This is a genomic window from Micromonospora sp. NPDC007230, assembly GCF_042869115.1.
Lineage (GTDB): Bacteria > Actinomycetota > Actinomycetes > Mycobacteriales > Micromonosporaceae > Micromonospora.
Genome location: NZ_JBIAFE010000004.1, coordinates 1 through 17,455, shown reverse-complemented (window position 1 = coordinate 17,455; position 17,455 = coordinate 1). Strand labels below are relative to the sequence as shown.

The 17,455-nt window shown below is 69.0% G+C and carries 13 protein-coding genes and 2 pseudogenes; 8 read left to right on the top strand and 7 right to left on the bottom strand.

Translation table 11 applies throughout. The features are described 5' to 3' along the window. Window positions 1–110 precede the first annotated feature (110 nt). Window positions 111–875 (top strand): GNAT family N-acetyltransferase, encoded by a 765-nt coding sequence (locus ACFYML_RS07230; protein ID WP_387419746.1) that lies wholly within the window; start codon window positions 111–113, stop codon window positions 873–875. A 60-nt stretch (window positions 876–935) separates the two neighbouring features. Here the strand turns inward: ACFYML_RS07230 and ACFYML_RS07225 are convergent, their stop codons facing one another. Continuing rightward, window positions 936–2,540 (bottom strand): hypothetical protein, encoded by a 1,605-nt coding sequence (locus tag ACFYML_RS07225; RefSeq protein WP_387419745.1) that lies wholly within the window; start codon window positions 2,538–2,540, stop codon window positions 936–938. Window positions 2,541–2,873: 333 nt separating this feature from the next. Between ACFYML_RS07225 and ACFYML_RS07220 the strand changes: the two genes are divergently transcribed. Beyond that, entirely contained in the window at window positions 2,874–4,622 is a 1,749-nt protein-coding gene (locus tag ACFYML_RS07220) for an amidohydrolase (protein ID WP_387419744.1), read from the top strand. Between the two features lie 750 nt (window positions 4,623–5,372). Here the strand turns inward: ACFYML_RS07220 and ACFYML_RS07215 are convergent. Beyond that, window positions 5,373–8,630: an amidase family protein gene (locus ACFYML_RS07215; protein ID WP_387419743.1), complete on the bottom strand. Its 3,258-nt coding sequence runs from the start codon at window positions 8,628–8,630 to the stop codon at window positions 5,373–5,375. Between the two features lie 346 nt (window positions 8,631–8,976). On the opposite strand from ACFYML_RS07215, the pseudogene ACFYML_RS07210 reads away from it, so the two are divergent. Continuing rightward, window positions 8,977–9,131: pseudogene (locus tag ACFYML_RS07210) on the top strand (IS701 family transposase); the annotation flags it as partial. 142 nt (window positions 9,132–9,273) lie between these two features. On the opposite strand, the gene ACFYML_RS07205 reads toward ACFYML_RS07210, so the two are convergent. Together ACFYML_RS07205 and ACFYML_RS07200 are read right to left on the bottom strand one after the other, a co-directional pair. Then, on the bottom strand, window positions 9,274–9,618 hold the full coding sequence (locus ACFYML_RS07205; protein WP_387419741.1) for a methyltransferase domain-containing protein: 345 nt from the start codon (window positions 9,616–9,618) through the stop codon (window positions 9,274–9,276). Window positions 9,619–10,238: 620 nt separating this feature from the next. Continuing rightward, window positions 10,239–10,916: pseudogene (locus ACFYML_RS07200) on the bottom strand (IS6 family transposase); the annotation flags it as partial. Between the two features lie 172 nt (window positions 10,917–11,088). On the opposite strand from ACFYML_RS07200, the gene ACFYML_RS07195 reads away from it, so the two are divergent. Together ACFYML_RS07195 and ACFYML_RS07190 are read left to right on the top strand one after the other, a co-directional pair. After that, the gene (locus ACFYML_RS07195; RefSeq protein ID WP_387419740.1) at window positions 11,089–12,084 is read left to right on the top strand and encodes an NADP-dependent oxidoreductase; all 996 of its coding nucleotides are present in this window, start codon (window positions 11,089–11,091) and stop codon (window positions 12,082–12,084) included. 64 nt (window positions 12,085–12,148) lie between these two features. Continuing rightward, entirely contained in the window at window positions 12,149–13,006 is an 858-nt protein-coding gene (locus ACFYML_RS07190) for an alpha/beta fold hydrolase (protein ID WP_387419739.1), read from the top strand. Between the two features lie 531 nt (window positions 13,007–13,537). Here the strand turns inward: ACFYML_RS07190 and ACFYML_RS07185 are convergent. Further along, the gene (locus tag ACFYML_RS07185; RefSeq protein ID WP_387419738.1) at window positions 13,538–14,140 is read right to left on the bottom strand and encodes a PaaI family thioesterase; all 603 of its coding nucleotides are present in this window, start codon (window positions 14,138–14,140) and stop codon (window positions 13,538–13,540) included. A 9-nt stretch (window positions 14,141–14,149) separates the two neighbouring features. After that, entirely contained in the window at window positions 14,150–14,290 is a 141-nt protein-coding gene (locus ACFYML_RS07180) for a hypothetical protein (protein WP_387419737.1), read from the bottom strand. Window positions 14,291–14,327: 37 nt separating this feature from the next. Here ACFYML_RS07180 and ACFYML_RS07175 point away from each other — a divergent pair, with 37 nt between their 5' ends. Next, a complete protein-coding gene (locus ACFYML_RS07175) occupies window positions 14,328–14,648 on the top strand; it encodes a winged helix-turn-helix transcriptional regulator (protein ID WP_387419736.1) in 321 nt (106 codons plus the stop codon). 49 nt (window positions 14,649–14,697) lie between these two features. Here the strand turns inward: ACFYML_RS07175 and ACFYML_RS07170 are convergent, their stop codons facing one another. After that, window positions 14,698–15,303: a TetR/AcrR family transcriptional regulator gene (locus ACFYML_RS07170; RefSeq protein ID WP_387419735.1), complete on the bottom strand. Its 606-nt coding sequence runs from the start codon at window positions 15,301–15,303 to the stop codon at window positions 14,698–14,700. A gap of 166 nt (window positions 15,304–15,469) precedes the next feature. Between ACFYML_RS07170 and ACFYML_RS07165 the strand changes: the two genes are divergently transcribed. Both ACFYML_RS07165 and ACFYML_RS07160 read left to right on the top strand, forming a co-directional pair. Further along, window positions 15,470–16,546, top strand: coding sequence for an alkene reductase (locus tag ACFYML_RS07165; protein WP_387419734.1), 1,077 nt, complete (start codon window positions 15,470–15,472; stop codon window positions 16,544–16,546). A 44-nt stretch (window positions 16,547–16,590) separates the two neighbouring features. After that, a complete protein-coding gene (locus ACFYML_RS07160) occupies window positions 16,591–17,304 on the top strand; it encodes an SDR family oxidoreductase (protein WP_387419733.1) in 714 nt (237 codons plus the stop codon). Window positions 17,305–17,455 lie beyond the last annotated feature (151 nt).

The window sequence follows — 17,455 nt, the reverse complement described above, 5'->3', positions numbered from 1 at the left end:
CGCGCTGCGCCACCAAACTCGCGCGCAAAGGGCGAACAGAGATGATGTGATGAACCGCTGTGAATGAAGGAAAACAACCCCTCGGCGGTCGCTCAGACCTGATGATTGCAATGGAGCAGAACCTCGCCGAACATGCCTGTCACTTGCACCGGCATGTGGCGGGCTCGACCGTCATGGAAACCAACGACCTCCTGATCGCCGACAGCGGCGTGGACGACGACACCTTCAACATCGTCGCTGCGGCGCGTCTCACGCCGGACACCGCCCCGACCCGGATCGCGCAGACCCTTCAGGCACTGGCCACCACCGGGCGTCCCTTCTCATGGTGGGTGGGCCCGGCCTCCACGCCAGCGGATCTCGCCTCGCTCCTGGAAAGCGCCGGTCTCCAGGCATCCGAGACCGAGACCGGCATGTGGCAGGACCTACCTGCGGCCCCACCCCAGCAACCCGCTGCGGATCTGGCCATCCACCGGGTGAGGACCCCCGAGCAACTCGCCGACTACTCGACCGTCCTGGCTGCGAACTGGAACCCACCGGCCGCCACGGTGCGCCGCTTCTTTGCTGATGCCGCCGACTGGGCCCTCGCCCCCGACTGCCCCGCTCGCTACCTGGTCGGCTACGTCGACGGCCGCCCCGTCTGCTCGGCCGAGGTCTTCCTCCACTCGGGAGTCGCTGGGATCTACAACATCGCCACCCTGGCGACCGACCGCCGGCGCGGCTACGGCAGCGCCATCACCCAGGCGACCTTGCGCACCGCGTACGACGCGGGCTACCGCACGGTGGTCCTGCAAGCATCCGCCGAGGGCGAACCCGTCTACCGCCGGCTTGGGTTCCAATCCTGCGGCCGCTTCACCGAGTACGCCATCACCCCCTGACGACAAAGGTGCGGCCCCTCCCGAGCGGGGAGAGGCCGCACCTTTCTGCTGCGTGGTAGGTCAGGCCGTTGGCAGGCTGGTGAACACCAGCGGCCCGGAGGGTGCCGGAGCACCGCCGTTGGGGTAGCCCCATCCCGCGCTGTTGTCCGCCGAGGTGCTGAGGGTGAAGCCCACCGTGTACGTCCCCGGTGGCAGGTCGCGGAAGTAGACCGGCAGGGAGACGTGCCCGTCGGGCCCGACCTTGATGCCGCCGTTCGCGCCGCCCACGGAGTGGCCGAGGGAGTTGTAGATGGTGGTTGAGAACCCATCCACCGGGGCGAGCGTGACGTCGTCGATGGTGACGTCGACGCTGATGCCGTTGAACAGCTCGCCCGGAGCGGCCTCGGTGCGGCTCAGTGCCGCCGCGATCGCCACCGGCCGGGCCGTGTCGGGCACCCGGGTGGCCCGCAGGTCCAGCGCGGGCGCCCCGTAGTAGGCGCCGTACACCGAGACCGAACCGGCCGCGTCGGTGAGCAGGATGCCGTCGATGGTGCAGGAGCTGCTCAGCTGGCTCATCACCACCGGCAGTGAGTACGTGCCCGCCGGTCCCTCGGTCAGCACCTGGTTCCAGGTCGAGCAGCTCGCGGTCGCGACCGTGGCGGTCAGCTCGCCCTGTACGCCGCTCGCGGTGAACGTCAGCGTGGTCGTTGCCGACTCGCGCCAGTTGTTCACCTGCGTCGGGTTCAGCGCAAACCCGGTGGCACTTAGCACCTCGTTGCGGGTGACCCGCACCGTCGGCGCGCCGAGGTTGGTGTAGCGCTTGGTGTTGCCGGCCCGGTCGGTCAGGCTGACCGCCTTCACCTTCCAGTCGCCCGTGGGGCTGCCAGCAGGCAGGGTCACCGGAAGGTTGCAGTCCACGAACCAGATGTCGCCCCAGACCTGGCTGTCGCCGCAGAGCTGGTATCCCTGACCGCTGTCCACAAGCGTGAACGGCGAGACGATCTCGGCGTTGCCGGGGCCGTCCAGCTCGACGTGACCCTTCCAGAAGCCCGCGCCCGGCTCGTCCTGGATGTACAGGCCGTAGCGCAGGGTTGCGCCGGAGCCGTCGTCGTACACCTGAGGCTTGGTCGGCGAGGCGAGCCAGATCCGGTCGGTCACCGGCGGCGCGGTGTCGGGGATCTGGGTGGCGGCCAGCACGGCTCCGCTGATCTTGTTGCCGGACAGGGTCTGCGTGGTGCCCTGGTCGTCGGTCGCGGTGATCTTCGTGACGCGATAGGTCACCGGCGCCGCCGGGCCGTACTCGGACACGAAGAAGTCATACGCGTATGACGAGCTGGCGATCCCGCCCGTGTACGGCCCGACGACGGGCCAGCCGCCGTCGAGACTGAACCGGATCTGCTCCTCAGGCCCGAGCGGAGTGGTGCCGCTGTAACGCTGCACGTAGATGCTGCCACTGAGGTTGCGGGCGGTGGTCGACGTATCGGTCACCGTCCAGTTCAGGGTGACGGTCGTGCCGCCGGTGGTGGTGTCGACCTGGTCCGTCGCGAATGCGATGCCGGCGAAGGCGATCTTCGGTTTCGCCGCCGCGGCGGCCGGTACGGCCACCGCCGTGAGCAGCACCGTGGCCGCAGTGGCAGTGGCAGTGGCCAGGATGCGTGAGACTGCGCGAAGGCGCGCAGCAGCCATGTGTCCTCCCCGTTGAAGGGCGACCGGACCGCGATGGTTCGGTCGGCGCGAGCCGCCGTACAGCGGACTGCGCGCGCAGCGTATTAGATGCGCACCAGGGCGGGAAGGCCTATTTGGCCTCTCGCCCAACCATGAGTAACAGCGGGGGAAACCTGCTCCCAGCGGGTGGCCGGGCCCCATCGTGAGCAGGCCGCCGAGCAAAAAGACGATGAGTTACTGATCAGTCACCCATTGTTTAATCTCGGCATTCGCATGGATGATTGCGCTGATGGCCCGGCCGCCGGTGCTCCGTCGTCCGGGTCAGCTCGCCCACCGGATGAAGGAGAGTGCCTGGTGTGTGACACCGATCATCTTGAGCCCTCCGGCATGAACCGTCGCGACCTGCTGGGACTTCTCGGCGCGGCTGGCGCCGGGTTGGCGGTCGCCCCCGTCCTGACGTCAGATCCGGCACTGGCCGCCGCGTCGGACCTCGCGCTCGACCCGAAGACCATGCCCGCCGATCCGGTCAACTACGAGCCACCGACCGCACTCGCCATCGATTCGCAGGCCAAGGACTCGGCCATCTCCTGGATCGACCGCAACGAACACCGCATCGTGGGATTGAACGACCGGATCTGGGAGTACGCCGAGCCCTCCCTGGCCGAGTGGAACTCGTCCTGGGCCGAGGCGGACTTCCTGCAGGCCAACGGCTTCACCATCAAGTGGGGCGCCGGCGGCATGCCCACCGCGTTCGTCGCTACCTTCAGCCACGGCACCGGCAAGCCCGTGATCGGATTCAGCGGGGAGTACGACGCACTACCCGGGCTGTCGCAGGAGAAGGGCAATCCACAGCATTCGCCCCTGGTCTACCACCACGACCCGTACGCCCCCACGTACGGCTTCGGGCACGGGTGCGGCCACTGCGCGCTCGGCGCGGCCGCGGCGGGTGCGGCTGTCGCGACCGCCACGGCGATGCGCGCTCGCAACCTCGACGGCACGATCAAGTTCTTCGGCTCGACCGCGGAGGAGCAACTGGTCGGCAAGTCGGTGGCGGTGCGCGCCGGCGTCTACAAGGGCCTCGACGCCTTCGTCGACTGGCACCCCAGCAGCGGCAACAGCACGAGCTGGTCGTCGAGCAACGCGATGTACAGCATCGCCTTCCATTTCCTCGGCACCGACGGCCACGGCGGATCACCGCTCGCGACCCGATCCAGCCAGGACGCGGTGACGGCGATGGCGATGCTGACCGAATACCTGCGGGAGAGCGACCAGGCGCACACCGCCCGGATGCACTACGCGATCCGGCAGACCGGTCAGGCGCCGAACGTCTTCCCCACGCTGTCGAGCATCTGGTACTACGCCCGCGAGGGCAGCCCCGAACGCGCGAAGATCCTCATGGACAAGATCATCAAGTGTGGTGAGGCGGCGGCGATGGCCACCGGCACCCGGATGCAGTACCGCATCATGGGTGGGGTCTGGAACCAGCTCGGCAACAAGCGCGGCGCCGAGCTGATGTACGCCAACATGACGCAGATCGGCGCGCCGAAGTTCTCCGCCCAGGACCAGGCGTTCGGCAAGGCGCTGCAGCGGTCCAACGGCACGGCGGAGACCGGCTTCTCCGAAACGATCACCGAGCTGCGACCGCCGGCCACGGTCTTCATGGGCGGAGGCTCGACCGACGTCGCCGACATCAGCTGGCAGGTGCCGACGATCGGAATGGGGACCGCGCATCAGCCCGGCGGCACGAAGAACCACTCCTGGCACCACACCGCCACAGCGGCCTCCCACGCCGGCCACCTCACCACCCTGATCGCCGCCAAGTACCTGGCGGCAACCACCATCGACCTGCTGACCCAACCGACGGTGCTGGGTGAGATGAAGGACGAGTTCGACCGGCGTACCGCCAAGATCAAGTGGAAGAGCCTGCTGCCCGGCGACTACGAGTTGCCGCTGTACGAGCCGCCGAAATGGTTCCTGGAGCGGACCGGGCAGTCGTGGCCGCCGCCCGGCGTCAAATGGCCGCCCCGGCGGGTCGTCTCGACCGAGACGGCCCCGGACCTCGGGCCCGCGCTGCCACCGTCGAACCTGCCCCCGCTCGACTGATCCGTACCGGTGCGCCCGGCCAGGCGGTCGATCGCCTGGCCGGGCACCACCTCGGCCGCCCCTTCGCGGGGCCGCTACTGCGGCCCATTGGCGGTGGCGGTCAGTTCCCGCTGCGGTACGGGCCGTCCACGTAGATCAGCGCGTCGCCGACGGCCCGCTCGGTCGACCCGCGACCACGGCGCCTGGCGGCGTATCGCCGCCCGCGGCCTCACCCACCAGGGCAAGACCGTCACCGACAAGACCAGCGGCGCCATGGTGATCCGCACGGTGGTCGACGATCTCGAAGCCGGCGCCGTCGTCACCCCGAGCTCCAATGCCAGCCGGTGGGACCGGTCGAAGACCGGCCCCACCCGGCCCCGCACCTCACGCCCCGCGCCCAGGCGACGCGGGGCACCCTCCCCCACCCGGCCCCACGGTCAGGCGGGTAAGCGTCCGGAGGGACACGCACCAACGGACCGGAGGCTGCCCCGCGCAGCCCACCGACACCAGAGCGTGACCACGATCAGCACACCCACCACCGGCCACCGGCCACGCGGAGCAGCACTGGGCGCAGGATTCCACCTGAATGCCCATGCATCTCCACCACGGTGGGAAACGATCCCGGAAACTCAATCCGACTCAGGATCACTAAGCTGATCAGGGACGCTCGTCGCACGAGCAGCAGCGAGCGGCGCGGACCTTGCCGCGCCTCCCCACTGCTCGTCCTATGTGTCGCCCAGGTGACCGGGCCCGGCGGCCCGGTCACCACGGTTACTTCTCGCCGAGTACGAGCTGCCGGTCACCGGGGACGCAGAACTCCCCGGTGAAGAAGGTGCTGCCGGGGACGCACCGCCACATGCTCGGGTTCGTGTAGCTCGGCGCCTGCCGCACCACCGTCGCCTGTTCGAGGGCGTAGCCGGCGGCGAGCAGCTTCGCCTCGCTGAACGCCGTACCCACGAATGTGACCCCGATCGGGTTGCGACCCGCCGAGCTGTCGGCGACGCCGTACCCGGCCGGGACGGTGAGCAGCGGGTAGCCGGCGCGGTCGGCATACCCGATGGCGGCGTTGCCACTGGGCACCATGATCGCGTCGAAGTCGTCGCTCGGGTCGTCGGGCGTCCCTTTGGCGAGCACCCTGTCGATCACCGCCCGGTTCGCGGCCCGGCCGGCCGCGAGGTCCGCGGCGTACGCCGCGGCGGTCTGCGGGTCGGACAGGTCTACCGCCTGCGCGGCCAGCAACTCGCCCTGCTGGTACTTGAGACCCTCCACGGAGTTGGCGGTGTTGTAGTTGATGATCTCCTGCAGGGACCGGGCGCCGGGACCGTTCAGGCCGGCCAGGTAGGCGTTGAGGTCGCGCTCGAACTCGGTGGGGACCACGCTCGCCGGGCTCGGGCTCGGCGTGCCGAGCGTCACCACCGCCGTGGTCGCGCCCTGGGCCCGCAGCGTGCTGACCATCGTCGAGTACGGCGCCGTCGTGCTCGACAGGACCGCGATCCGCTTGCCCTGCAACGCGTTCGTCGACAGGCCCGCCGTGTAGTCCGCCGCGGCCGTGCTGGTCGTCGCCGGGTCGGCGGGGTCGGCGCCGGTGATGGCGGTGAGCCCGGTGGCAACGTCGTAGACGGTCCGGCCGATCGGGCCAGGGGAGTCCTGCGACCTGGCCACCGGCAGGACGCCGGCACGGCTCACCAGCCCGACGGTCGGCTTGAGGCCGACCACGCCGGCGACCGCCGCCGGGCCGATGAGCTGAGCGGTGTCGATCGACGTCTCCATGCCGATGGTGATGGCCGCGAGGCCGGCCGCGGTCGCGCCGGCCGACCCGCCGGACGAGCCGGCGGGAGTCTTGTCGGTGTCGGAGGGCAGGAGGACCTGGCCGCCGAGCGACGAGTATCCCTCGGGCAGGTTCGCGTCGAACAGACCGTTGAGTTCGGTGACGTTAGTCTTACCGAGCATGATCGCGCCGGCCGCCTTCAGCTTGGCGACGATCGTCGAGTCAGCCTTCGGCTTGGCCTTTTGCAAGGCGATCGATCCACCGGTGGTCGGCATTCCGGCCACGTCGATGGAGTCGTCGAGCAGCACCGGGATGCCGTACAGCGGTCCGGTCTTGCCCTTCTTCCGCCGGTCCCGGTCCGCGGCCTTCGCGTCCTCGACGGCGTTCTTGTTCAGCTCCCGGACGGCCTGGATGGCCGGGCCCTCCGCGTTGGTCAGCGCGATCCGGTACAGGTACGCCCGGACCAGTTCCTCAGAGGTGAGCGTTCCTGCGTCCAGCCGCGCCTTCAGGCTCTGCACCGACTCGGTCTCGAGCGAGAACGGCAGGACCGGTGGCTTCTTTCCGCCGAGCATGGTCATGACCGCGTCGTAGTCCGGATTGCAGCCGCCCCGGTTGGCGAATGGTGCCGCGGGCAGGGTGTGCGCGCACCGGTACATGCTCGGGTTCACCATGCTGGCCGGCTGGCGCAGCTTGGTGGCCTGCTCGATCACGTACGCCACGCCGATCAGGTCGCGCTCGCTGTAGGCGGCGCCGTGCACGGACACGTCCTGGGTGCGGCGGGTCGTCGTGGTGTATCCCATCGGGATGGTGACGGCCGGGTAACCGGCCTGCGGCCCGCTCGGCACCGACCCGAGGATCGCGATGACTGGGTCCTTCGGCTGGGTCGGATCGGAGTTCGGGTAGTCCACCATGGTGTCGATGGCCTCGTGGTAGGCCGCCTTCTGCAGGGGGAGGTTGGTCCGGAACTCCACCTCGTTCGCCCCACCGGGGGTGACGTCGACCAGCGAGGAGCTGAGGTGGCGGGCATTGCCGAACTTGAGCGCCTGGTGGGCTTCGGCCTGGTTGACGGCGACCTCCTCGACGAGCGACTTGACGGGCGCGTCAGGGCCGAGCCGCTTGTAGTACTCGTCGATGGCCTTGTGCTGCTCGTAGCCGGAGGGCACGCTGGGTCGCGGTCCGACGGTCACCGTCGGGCGCGGCACCATGACGGCGCCGGCCGCGGTCAGCGCGTCGTACGCGATCTTGAGCGGGCTGCCCTCGGTGAGGGTTCCGTTGTACCCGATCTTCTTGCCCTTGACGAAGCCGAGGTCGAGCGCCGACATGTAGTCCGGCACCGTGCTGGGCGGGGTCGGGATGACGCCGGTGGCGAGGTAGTCGGATCCGAACATGGCGACGTACGCCGCGTCGGAGTCGGGGTCGGGCCCGGCGATCGACTGCAGGGTCATCGCAGCGTCCGAGACGGTACGCACCATCGGGCCCGCGGTGTCCTGCGAGGCGAGGATCGGGGCGATGCCGTAGCCGGGCACCAGCCCGACGGTCGGCCGCAGACCGACCAGGCTCTGCGCCCGGGATGGGCTGATGATCGAGCCCGAGGTCTCGGTACCGATGCCGAGCGTCGCCAGCGCCGCCGCCATCGCGGCACCGGTGCCGGACGACGAACCGCTCGGGTTCTGGTCGGCGTCGATCCCGTTGAGCACCTGGCCGGTCAGGTTGCCGAAGCCCGACGGTTGATTGCCGAAGCTGTTCGCGTACTCCGACAGGCCTACCTTGCCGAGGATTACGACGCCGCTCGCCCGCAGCTTCTTGGTGATGCCCGCGTCGGTGGCCGGGTACGAGTCACGCAGCGAGTAGTTGCCCGCCGACGTGTACATGCCCTTGACGTCGATGAGGTCCTTCAACAGGATCGGCAGGCCGTGCGCGGGGCCACGGAGCTGCCCCTTGGCGCGTTCCTGGTCTGCCTGTGCGGCGTCTTTCAAGACATCGGGGTTGAGTTGGCTGACGGCGTTGAGCCCGGGGCCGCGCTTGTTCAACGCCTCGATCCGGTCGAGGTACGCGCAGGTGAGCTGGACGGAGGTGAGCTCACCGTCGGCCATCATCTTCTCGGCCTGCTCGCCGGTGAGCGTCTCGAGATTGAGGGTCGGGTAACCGTTGCAGGTGGGTGCGGGGGCCTGGGCGGCAGCGGGGTTCGCCGACATCGCCACGACGACTCCGACGCTCACCAGGATGGCCACCATCGGGCGGGGCACGGGTGATCTGCGCATCTCTCCTCCTCCGAGGTACCGGGCCCGGACGGCCGGGTAGCGCCGGAATCATGGCGAGGGATGGTTTCGTGAGCGTGTCTCGGACGTTCCCGATCCATGATGGGACGGGTTCCCATCCCGCGTTTGCCCTGGCAGAGCGTTTCGGGTGGGTCCGTGAGGGGAGCACCTGGCGGTACGCGCGGTGGCCGGAATGGGCGTTCGGCCGCTGCGCGGTGGCGGAGCACGGCCGGCGGGCCGGGCGCGTTAGCGGTTGTCGTCGCTGAAGGCCCGGATCAGGACTGTACGCCCGCGGCAAACCGGCGAGTTGGCCTTCTACCGCTGCTGGACCCCACGGCCCGCCACCCTCGCCCAGCTCGTCCGCGTCGCCGGAATCCGCTGGACCGTCGAAGAGAGCTTGCCGCGAAAGATCAGGTCGGCCTGGACCAGCACCAGGTCCGCCGCTGGGACTCCTGGCACCGGTTCACCATCCTCGCCCTGGCTGCCCTCGCCGTCCTGGCGGTCTGCGCTGCCGACGACGCCACCAACACAGCCGGCGACGGCAGGGACATCGGGCTGAGTTACAGGTGCAGGGAGTCGAAGGGCATGCCGGGCGGGGTGGTGAACGCCGACCAGATGTCGACGCGGGGATAGTCCAGCGCCCGAGTCAGTGCGCCTGCGGCTGTTGGCGCAGGGGCACGACGAGGATGCCGTCGGGGGTGAGCTGGCTGGTCCAGGTAGGTGCGATGTCGGCGGCTTCGACGGTCACGATGATCGCGTCGTAGGGGGCGTTGGCCTGGTAGCCGTCCTCGCCGTCGGCGTGGGCGACATGGACGGTGTGGTGGCCGGTGCGGGCAAGTGCGGTGCGGGCGCGGTCGGTGAGCTCGGGGTCGATGTCGATGGTGGTGACGATGCCGATGCCGACGGCATGGGTGATGAGGGCGGCGTTGTAGCCGCCGGATCCGATTCTTAGGACCCGGGCACCGGGGCGGAGAGCTGCTTGTTCGATCATCCGGGCCTGCAGCCACGGCGCGGAGACGGAGCGGGTAGAGCGCCCGTCCGGGCCCACGTTTGGTGACCACCACATCGTCGGCGTACGCGTCGGCCAGATCGACGCTGTCGGGGACGAACGCCTCGCGAGGTGTGGCACGTAAAGCATCCTCGATGGCGGGTGTGGTGATCGCGCCGGCTCCAAACCACCGGGGTGTCGGGACGGTGACCTGGCGAACTGAGAGGGCGGGTCACCGCCGACCGCCGGTCGCGAACCGGGGGTTCGTGTGCCCGGCGAAACGCCCGATGCCCTGGGCGTGAAGATCACGCCCATGGCATCGGTCTCGGTGACGGTGTCTCAGGCCATCACGCGGCGAACTGGAACAGCGCGGTGTGGGCCACCGCCGGTCCTTCCCCGAGTTCGACCCGCAGTTTCTGGCAGGTGCCGGCGTACGACTTCGGCGTCTTCCAGTTGACTGGTAGTTGCCGTCGCCCAGGTTCTTCAACCCGGAGCCGTCGCTGGCGTACTCCTCGATCGTGGCCAGCGTCTTGGCCGTCGCGCAGTCGACCGCCACCAGGCGCTGTTACGTTGTGATCGGCGGACGTGTTGAAGCCGTGTCGGGTTCGGGAGTCAGATCCTTGGGCGAGTTCGGCGAATGCAGCGTTGACCCGGGTAGCGGGCGGGGCGTCGACGGCGAGTTCGTAGTGTCCGCGGCGGAGGTTCTGCATGAACGCGTGTCCGGCGATGATCACCTGCGCTGTCTTGTCCGTCCGTAGCCCACGCATCGGTCTCAACCGCTGTTTCAGCTGGCTGTGATCACCCTCTATCGGGTTGTTCGCATGTTGCTCGACGTGGTGCCACGCCTGCGGGATCAACTCATCCAGCACGCCGGCGTAGACCGGCGCGTCTTCGGTGACGACCTCACTGGGGGCCACCTTCAACGTCGACAGCGCCCGTCGGAAGAACCGCCGGGCCGCGCCAGCGTCGCGACGTGCCGAGACCAGAACGTCGATGACCTGCCCATACTGGTCGACCGCCCGGTACACCTAGCGCCATACCCCGTTGACCTTGACGTACGTCTCGTCAACGAACCACCTATCGCCCGGCGAGCGCCGGCAGAAGCGGGCGGCGTCGGCCAGCAGTGGCGTGAACCGCTGCACCCACCGGTACACGGTGACGTGATCGACCTCCACGCCACGCTCGACCAACAGCTCCTCAACGTCCCGATACGACAGGTTGAAGCGCAGATACCAGCGGACCGCGATCACGATCACCTCAGGCGGGAACCGGAACCCAGCGAACGCCGACTTCGAAGGCAGCCATGGGCCAGGACGGGTCGGCTCCACTACTCAAGCCTGCCTTGATCTTGCCAACGCTCAACACAACGGTGCCGTGTTCCAGAACCGTGAGACCGTCACCGAGCTCACCGGCCGCTTCCTGCACCGCTGACCACCATCACCCCCACAGACAGATCCGTAGGAGACAGAGATCATGCAAGCGTTCGTGTTCGACAAGTACAAGCAGCCCCTGCACGAAGCCGACGTGCCCGAGCCCACCGTGGGCGACCGGGACGTGCTGGTGCGGGTGGTCGCCGCTGGGGTGAACCAGCTGGATGAGAAGGTCCGGGACGGGGAGTTCAAGGCGATCCTGCCCTACAAGACCCCCCTCATCCTCGGGCACGACGTCGCCGGCACCGTCATCCGCACCGGCTCACGGGTGCAGGGTTTCAAGCCGGGCGACCAGGTGTTCGCCCGCCCCCGGGACGGCCGGATCGGGACGTTCGCGGAACGCATCGCGGTCGACGAGGCCGACCTCGCCCTCATTCCTGCCACGATCAGCCCGGTCGAGGCGGCGTCCCTGCCGCTGGTGGCATTGACCGCGTGGCAGGCGCTCGTGATCAAGGGCAACGTGAAGCCGGGGCAGAAGGTCCTCATCCACGCGGGTGCCGGCGGGGTCGGGGCGATCACGATCCAGCTCGCCAAGCACCTCGGCGCGCAGGTTGCCACCACCGCCAACGGGAAGAACGCGGACTTCGTCCGTGACCTCGGCGCGGCCGTGGTGATCGACTACCGCACTCAGGACTTCGAGACCGAGCTCTCCGGGTACGACCTGGTCCTGGACAGCCTCGGCGGGGAGAACCTCGAGAAGTCCCTGCGCATCCTCCGCCCCGGTGGGAAGGCGATCGGGATCTCCGGACCGCCCGACCCGGCCTTCGCGAAGGAGACGGGGCTGAGCCCGGTGCTGCGTCTGGCGATCGCCGCGCTGAGCGGCAAGATCAGCCGGCAGGCGAAGAAGCTCGGTGTGACGTACGAGTTCCTCTTCATGTCGGCCAGCGGCGACCAGCTCCGTCAGATCGCCGCCCTCGTCGACGACCGCACCCTGCGCCCGGTCGTGGGAAAGACCTTCCCGTTCGAGGAAACGCCGCAGGCCCTCGAAGCCCTGGCCAAGGGCGGTCTCCGCGGCAAGGTCGTGATCACCGGCCCCTGAACCCACGCCAGACCGCATCAGCCACCAGCAGCCAATACGACGAACTACTGAAGGAGTCATCATCATGAGCACCACCGGCGAACCCTTCGTCACTTCTTACGCGAAGGCCCCGGCGAAGACCATCACAGCGGGAGGCGTCACGTTCGCCTACCGCGAGCTCGGCCCGAAGGGCGGTATCCCCGTCGTGTTCTTCGTGCACCTGGCCGCGACCCTGGACAACTGGGACCCGCGCATCGTGGACGCCATCGCAAACACCCGCCACGTCATCACGTTCGACCAGCGAGGCGTCGGAGCCTCCTCGGGCACCGTCCCCGACACGCTCGAAGAAGCCGCCGACGACGCCTACACGTTCATCACCGCGCTCGGGTTCGACAAGATCGACGTCTTCTCCTTCTCCATGGGCGGGTTCATCGCCCAGGACCTGATCGTCAAGCACCCCGACCTGGTCCGCAAGCTCGTCCTCACCGGCACCGGTCCCCGCGGCGGGAAGGACATCGACAAGGTCGTGGGCGTGACCTACTGGAACATCTTCCGCGCTGTCCTGACCCGCTCGGACCCCAAGGAGTTCCTCTTCTTCAACCGCGACAAGGTCGGCAAGCAGGCCGGGAAGGCGTTCGTGGAACGCCTCAAGGAACGCACCGTCGACCGTGACAAGCCCATCAGCACCACGGCGTTCCGCACCCAGCTGAAGGCCATCCAGAAGTTCGGCCGCTCCGCCCCGTCGGACCTGTCGGTCATCACGCAGCCGACACTGATCGCCAACGGCGACAACGACCGCATGGTGCCCTCGATCCTCTCCGCCGACCTGCACCAGCGCATCAAGGGGTCCGAGCTGATCATCTACCCCAACTCCGGGCACGGCGGCGTCTTCCAGTACTGGGAGAAGTTCGCCCCCGTCGCCGCGAAGTTCCTCGCCCCGTAACCCCGCGGGCAGCACACGAAAACGACGGAAGGCATGACCATGAGCGAGACCACGACGGCGAAACCGGACGCGTCCAAGCACTTCACCTCGTCGATTCTGCTCTGGATGCGCACCGACAAGCCCCGACAAGCGGGCGTGGACCGGTGGCAGGGCCCGCACTCGGGCATCATCGCCGCCACCCCGGCCTGTTCGAGTACCGGCAGATCCACCTCGCCGAACACAACCCCAGCCGCTGGCCGACCACACGGGAGTGGAGACGACGATCCCGGAGGATCGGAGGATCGACGGGGTCGCGGAAGTCACCTTCGAGAACGCCCTTTCCCCGCTGGCCGGACGCAAGCAGACCGCGCTGGCGTTCAAGGACAAGGTGAACATCTTCCGCCGCACTCTCCTCCACGCCGGCCCTCCCGGAACTCTCGCTGGTACGACGTCGCCCCCGGCGAGAAGCCCGGGTCCCGGGCGATCATCTACCTGCGCCGCGCGGAGGACGAGGGCCCGGTCGCGTTCCACAAGAAGGAGCTCACCCCGCGCTCATCGCCACCGGGGACTTGAAAGGAGCTGCGCACCCAGGTGTTCCTGCCGTGGAACGAGAAGACCTGGGACACCCCGAACGTCGCCCACGACAACCTTGAGGACCAGCACCTGCACGCCTCGGATGTCGGCGTCGGCGAACGCGACGCTGCGACCGGTGCGGGTGACCCACCCGTGGGCGGTGACGGGGCCGGTGTCGGCGGTGATCGGGCGCAGGAACGACTGGGTACGCGAGCGGATGCGCCACGACCCGGACACCTTGATCTCCAGACTGGTGTACCCGACCCCGGCCGGGAGGGTGGAGTGCACCGCGCACCCGCAGACGGAGTCCAGGACGGTCGCGAAGAACCCGCCGTGCACGGACCCGATCCGGTTGTAGTGCGACTGGTCCGGCACCGCCGTCATTACCACGTCCCTGTCGGTCACCGTGACGAACTCGAGTCCGACGTGGCTGCTGATCGGCGGTGCGGGTGCGTCCCCGGCGGCGACGGCGCGCAGCTGCTCGAGCCCGGACTTGGCGAACAGTGCCCGCTTGTCTTCCCTGGGGCCTGGTAGTTGATGGTGCGCGACCGCTCCTGGGCCGGCCCGTGCTCGCGTGTCCACATGATCGCCTCACGCCACTGGGATCACGGGCGCGTCGAACGACTCGGCCACCCCGCCCTGCAGGCCGTTCAGCGCCTTCGCGTTGGCCCGGGAGACGCGCCAGGCGGGGAAGTTGGAGAAGGCGGCGTGGAGGGTGTTGCCCTGCGACACCAGGTCATCCAGACCCCCGCAGGAGCTGTCGATCGGGGTGCGGGTCCTCAGCGCCCGCCTCGCGTCGCTGGTCGAGCACGGCGCGCTGCAGAAGACCCCCTACCGCGAGCCCGGACAGCGCACCCGCGACGCCTATCGCCTCACCCGGGCTGGCGAGGAGCTGAAGGCCGTCATGGTCGCCATGCAGCAATGGGGCGAAGCACACGTCCCCCAGAACCGGGCACCGCGTGTCCTGCCGCTCACCGTCGACACACGCGAACGCGTCCGCGCCGGCCTGCTCGACCCGCACGGCAGGATCGTGCCCGACACGGACGTCGACTTCGTCCGCACGAGCGCCGCCGGGGCCGCGTCCGCGTGAGACCGCTCACTCCTGGATCATCCCCGCCCCGTCCGGGGGGTCGCCGCAGTCAGCGGGGAAGGATCGCTGCGACCTGGGTACGGATGCTCGCGAGGAGATCCGGGATGGTCGAGCCCGCGTTCACGCTGGTCGCCAGGTCCAGGAACAGGATGGCCGAGACCACCCGGGCCAGCGTCGACGCCTCCGCAGCGGTCAGCTGCGCCCGGTCAGCAGTGAGGACGCCGGCGACGGCCTCCTCGGTCTGCGCAACGATGGACAGCGCCTCGGCGTGATGGGGCTCGCCCGGGTCGCCGAAGACCATCTCCCGCAGATAGGTGCGGCCGTTGTCGACCTGGACCCGGTTGCACTCCACGATCGGCGCGACCAGCGCCATCACCCCGTCCAGCGCATTCGGGGCACCCTCGGCCGCGGCACGTCCGCGCTCCAGCGCGGCCGCGTAGTGCGTGTTCTGCACCAGAAGCAGCAGCTCGCCCTTGGTCTTCGCGTACAGGAACAGGGTGCCGGTACCGATGTCCGCCGCGTCGGCGATCTGCTGCGTGGTGACCTCGTCCACGCCGTGCTGCGCGAACAGCTCGCTGGCAGCCGCGGTGATGCGCTCGAGCTTGGCCTGCTTGTTCCGCTCGCGCCGCCCGAGCGGCTGGGACGCCGCTGGCATCGGTCTCCTCCTGGAATAAACTATGACTTGCCTCAGTTCTGAGTGTAGTCACTGTCGTGTGGGCTCGGATGTGCCTCGGCTCATTCTCCCACGCCGGTGCGAGACCACCCGGTCACGCACCGGAGGCGATGGCGATCCGCTCGTTGGAAAGGAATCCCACCCGGTCATGACCTCTTCATCTCTCTGGCAGCCGCTCGCTCTCGGCCGGCTCGAGCTTCCGCACCGTCTGGCGCTGGCTCCCATGACCCGCAACCGCGCCAACGCCGACGGGACCCCGGGCGAGCTTGCCGCGGAGTACTACAGCCAGCGCGCATCGCTGGGCCTGCTGATCACCGAGGGCACGCAGCCGTCCGCGGACGGGCAGGGCTATCCCGGCACCCCGGGGATCTACACGCCCGAGCACGTCGAGGGGTGGCGGAAGGTCGCCGATGCGGTGCACAAGAAGGGCGGTCACCTGTTCATCCAGCTGATGCACGTCGGCCGGATCTCCCACCCGGACAACACCCCGCATCACCGGCAGCCGGTCGCCCCGTCGGCGATCTCCGCCGAGCAGGACATGTTCACCGCCACCGGCCCCCAGAAGACCCCTGTCCCGCGCGAACTGGGCACCGAGGAGATCCAGGACGTGATCGGCGAGTTCCGTCACGCCGCCGCTTCCGCGATCGCCGCCGGTGCGGACGGGGTGGAGATCCACGCCGCCAACGGGTACCTGCTGCACCAGTTCCTCGCCCCGAATGCCAACCGGCGCACCGACTCCTACGGCGGGTCGATCGAGAACCGGGCCCGGTTCACCATCGAGGTCGCCCAGGCCGTCGCCGACGAGATCGGCGCGGACCGCACCGGCATCCGCATCTCCCCCGCGTTCCCGCTCGGCGGGCTCGACGAAGGCGACACCGAGGCCGTGCGCGCCCAGTACCGCTACCTCGTGGGCGAGCTCGCGAAGCTGAACCTGGCCTACCTGCACGTGCACCACCTCGGCGACGACGAGCTGCTGCACTCCTTCCGCGAGGTCTGGCCGACGGCGGTCCTCGTCGTCCGCTACGGACGCGAGCGCGACGGCATCGCCGCGGACATCGACGCAGGCCTTGCCGACGTCGCGCCGCTGGGCCGGTTCGCTCTCGCCAACCCCGACGTCGTCGAGCGGCTGCGCACCGACGCGCCGCTGAACGATCTCGACCCGGCCACCCTCTACACCGGCGGCGCGAACGGGTACACCGACTACCCGGCCCTCACGCACGCCTGACACCTCCACCAGCCCATCACTCAGATAGAGAAGGAACAGTCATCATGACTTCATTGAACGGCGCTGTCGTCCTTGTCACAGGCGCGAACGGCGGCATCGGAACCCACTTCGTCCGCGAGGCCCTCGCCCGCGGGGCGGCGAAGGTGTACGCCACCGCACGCAACCCCCGTGAATGGGACGACGAGCGGATCGTGCCGCTCGCCCTCGACGTCACCGACCCGGCCTCCATCCAGGCGGCCGTCGAGGCGGCCCCCGATGTGACGGTTCTGATCAACAACGCCGGCGCAACCGTCTCCACCCCCGGCATTCTCACCCACAGCGAGGAGGAGATCCGCCGCAACGTGGAGACCAACTTCCTCGGCCCGCTCTTCCTCGCCCGCGCCTTCGCACCCATCCTGTCCGCAAAGGGCGGGAACACGGCGATCATCGACATCCACTCCGCCCTCGCCTGGTACGCCACCGCCGGGATCTACTCCGCCACCAAGGCCGCCCTGTGGTCGGCGACGAACTCCCTGCGCCTGGAGCTGCAGCCCGCAGGCGTCCAGGTCGTCGGGGTGCACGTCGGCTGGGTCGACACCGCCATGGCCGCCAGCACCACCGACCCGAAGCTCGACCCCGCGGTCCTCGTCACCAAGGTGCTCGACGCGACCGAGGCCGGCGAGCACGAAGTCCTCGCCGACGAGGCCTCTGTGCAGGCCAAGGCCGGGCTCTCGGCACCGCTCGAGGCCGTCTACCCGCAGCTCGCCGCCGACGAGTAGTCCGAATATGTTCGGGAAGCCGCTGCGATCGCGGCTCATCGAAGTTAGGCGGGGTCGAGCTGCCCACGGTGGCGTCGGGTGGTGGCGGTGCGGGTGCGGAGGCGCTGGTTTTCGGGGTTGCGGAAGCCGTAGGCGTCGCGGGCGACGGTCT

Coding starts and splice junctions, on each gene's coding strand:
- ACFYML_RS07225 (WP_387419745.1), bottom strand. CDS start 2,540: ATGGCTGCTGCGCGCCTTCGCGCAGTCTCACGCATCCTGGCCACTGCC.
- ACFYML_RS07170 (WP_387419735.1), bottom strand. CDS start 15,303: ATGCCAGCGGCGTCCCAGCCGCTCGGGCGGCGCGAGCGGAACAAGCAG.
- ACFYML_RS07195 (WP_387419740.1), top strand. CDS start 11,089: ATGCAAGCGTTCGTGTTCGACAAGTACAAGCAGCCCCTGCACGAAGCC.
- ACFYML_RS07230 (WP_387419746.1), top strand. CDS start 111: ATGGAGCAGAACCTCGCCGAACATGCCTGTCACTTGCACCGGCATGTG.
- ACFYML_RS07205 (WP_387419741.1), bottom strand. CDS start 9,618: ATGATCGAACAAGCAGCTCTCCGCCCCGGTGCCCGGGTCCTAAGAATC.
- ACFYML_RS07190 (WP_387419739.1), top strand. CDS start 12,149: ATGAGCACCACCGGCGAACCCTTCGTCACTTCTTACGCGAAGGCCCCG.
- ACFYML_RS07165 (WP_387419734.1), top strand. CDS start 15,470: ATGACCTCTTCATCTCTCTGGCAGCCGCTCGCTCTCGGCCGGCTCGAG.
- ACFYML_RS07215 (WP_387419743.1), bottom strand. CDS start 8,630: ATGCGCAGATCACCCGTGCCCCGCCCGATGGTGGCCATCCTGGTGAGC.
- ACFYML_RS07160 (WP_387419733.1), top strand. CDS start 16,591: ATGACTTCATTGAACGGCGCTGTCGTCCTTGTCACAGGCGCGAACGGC.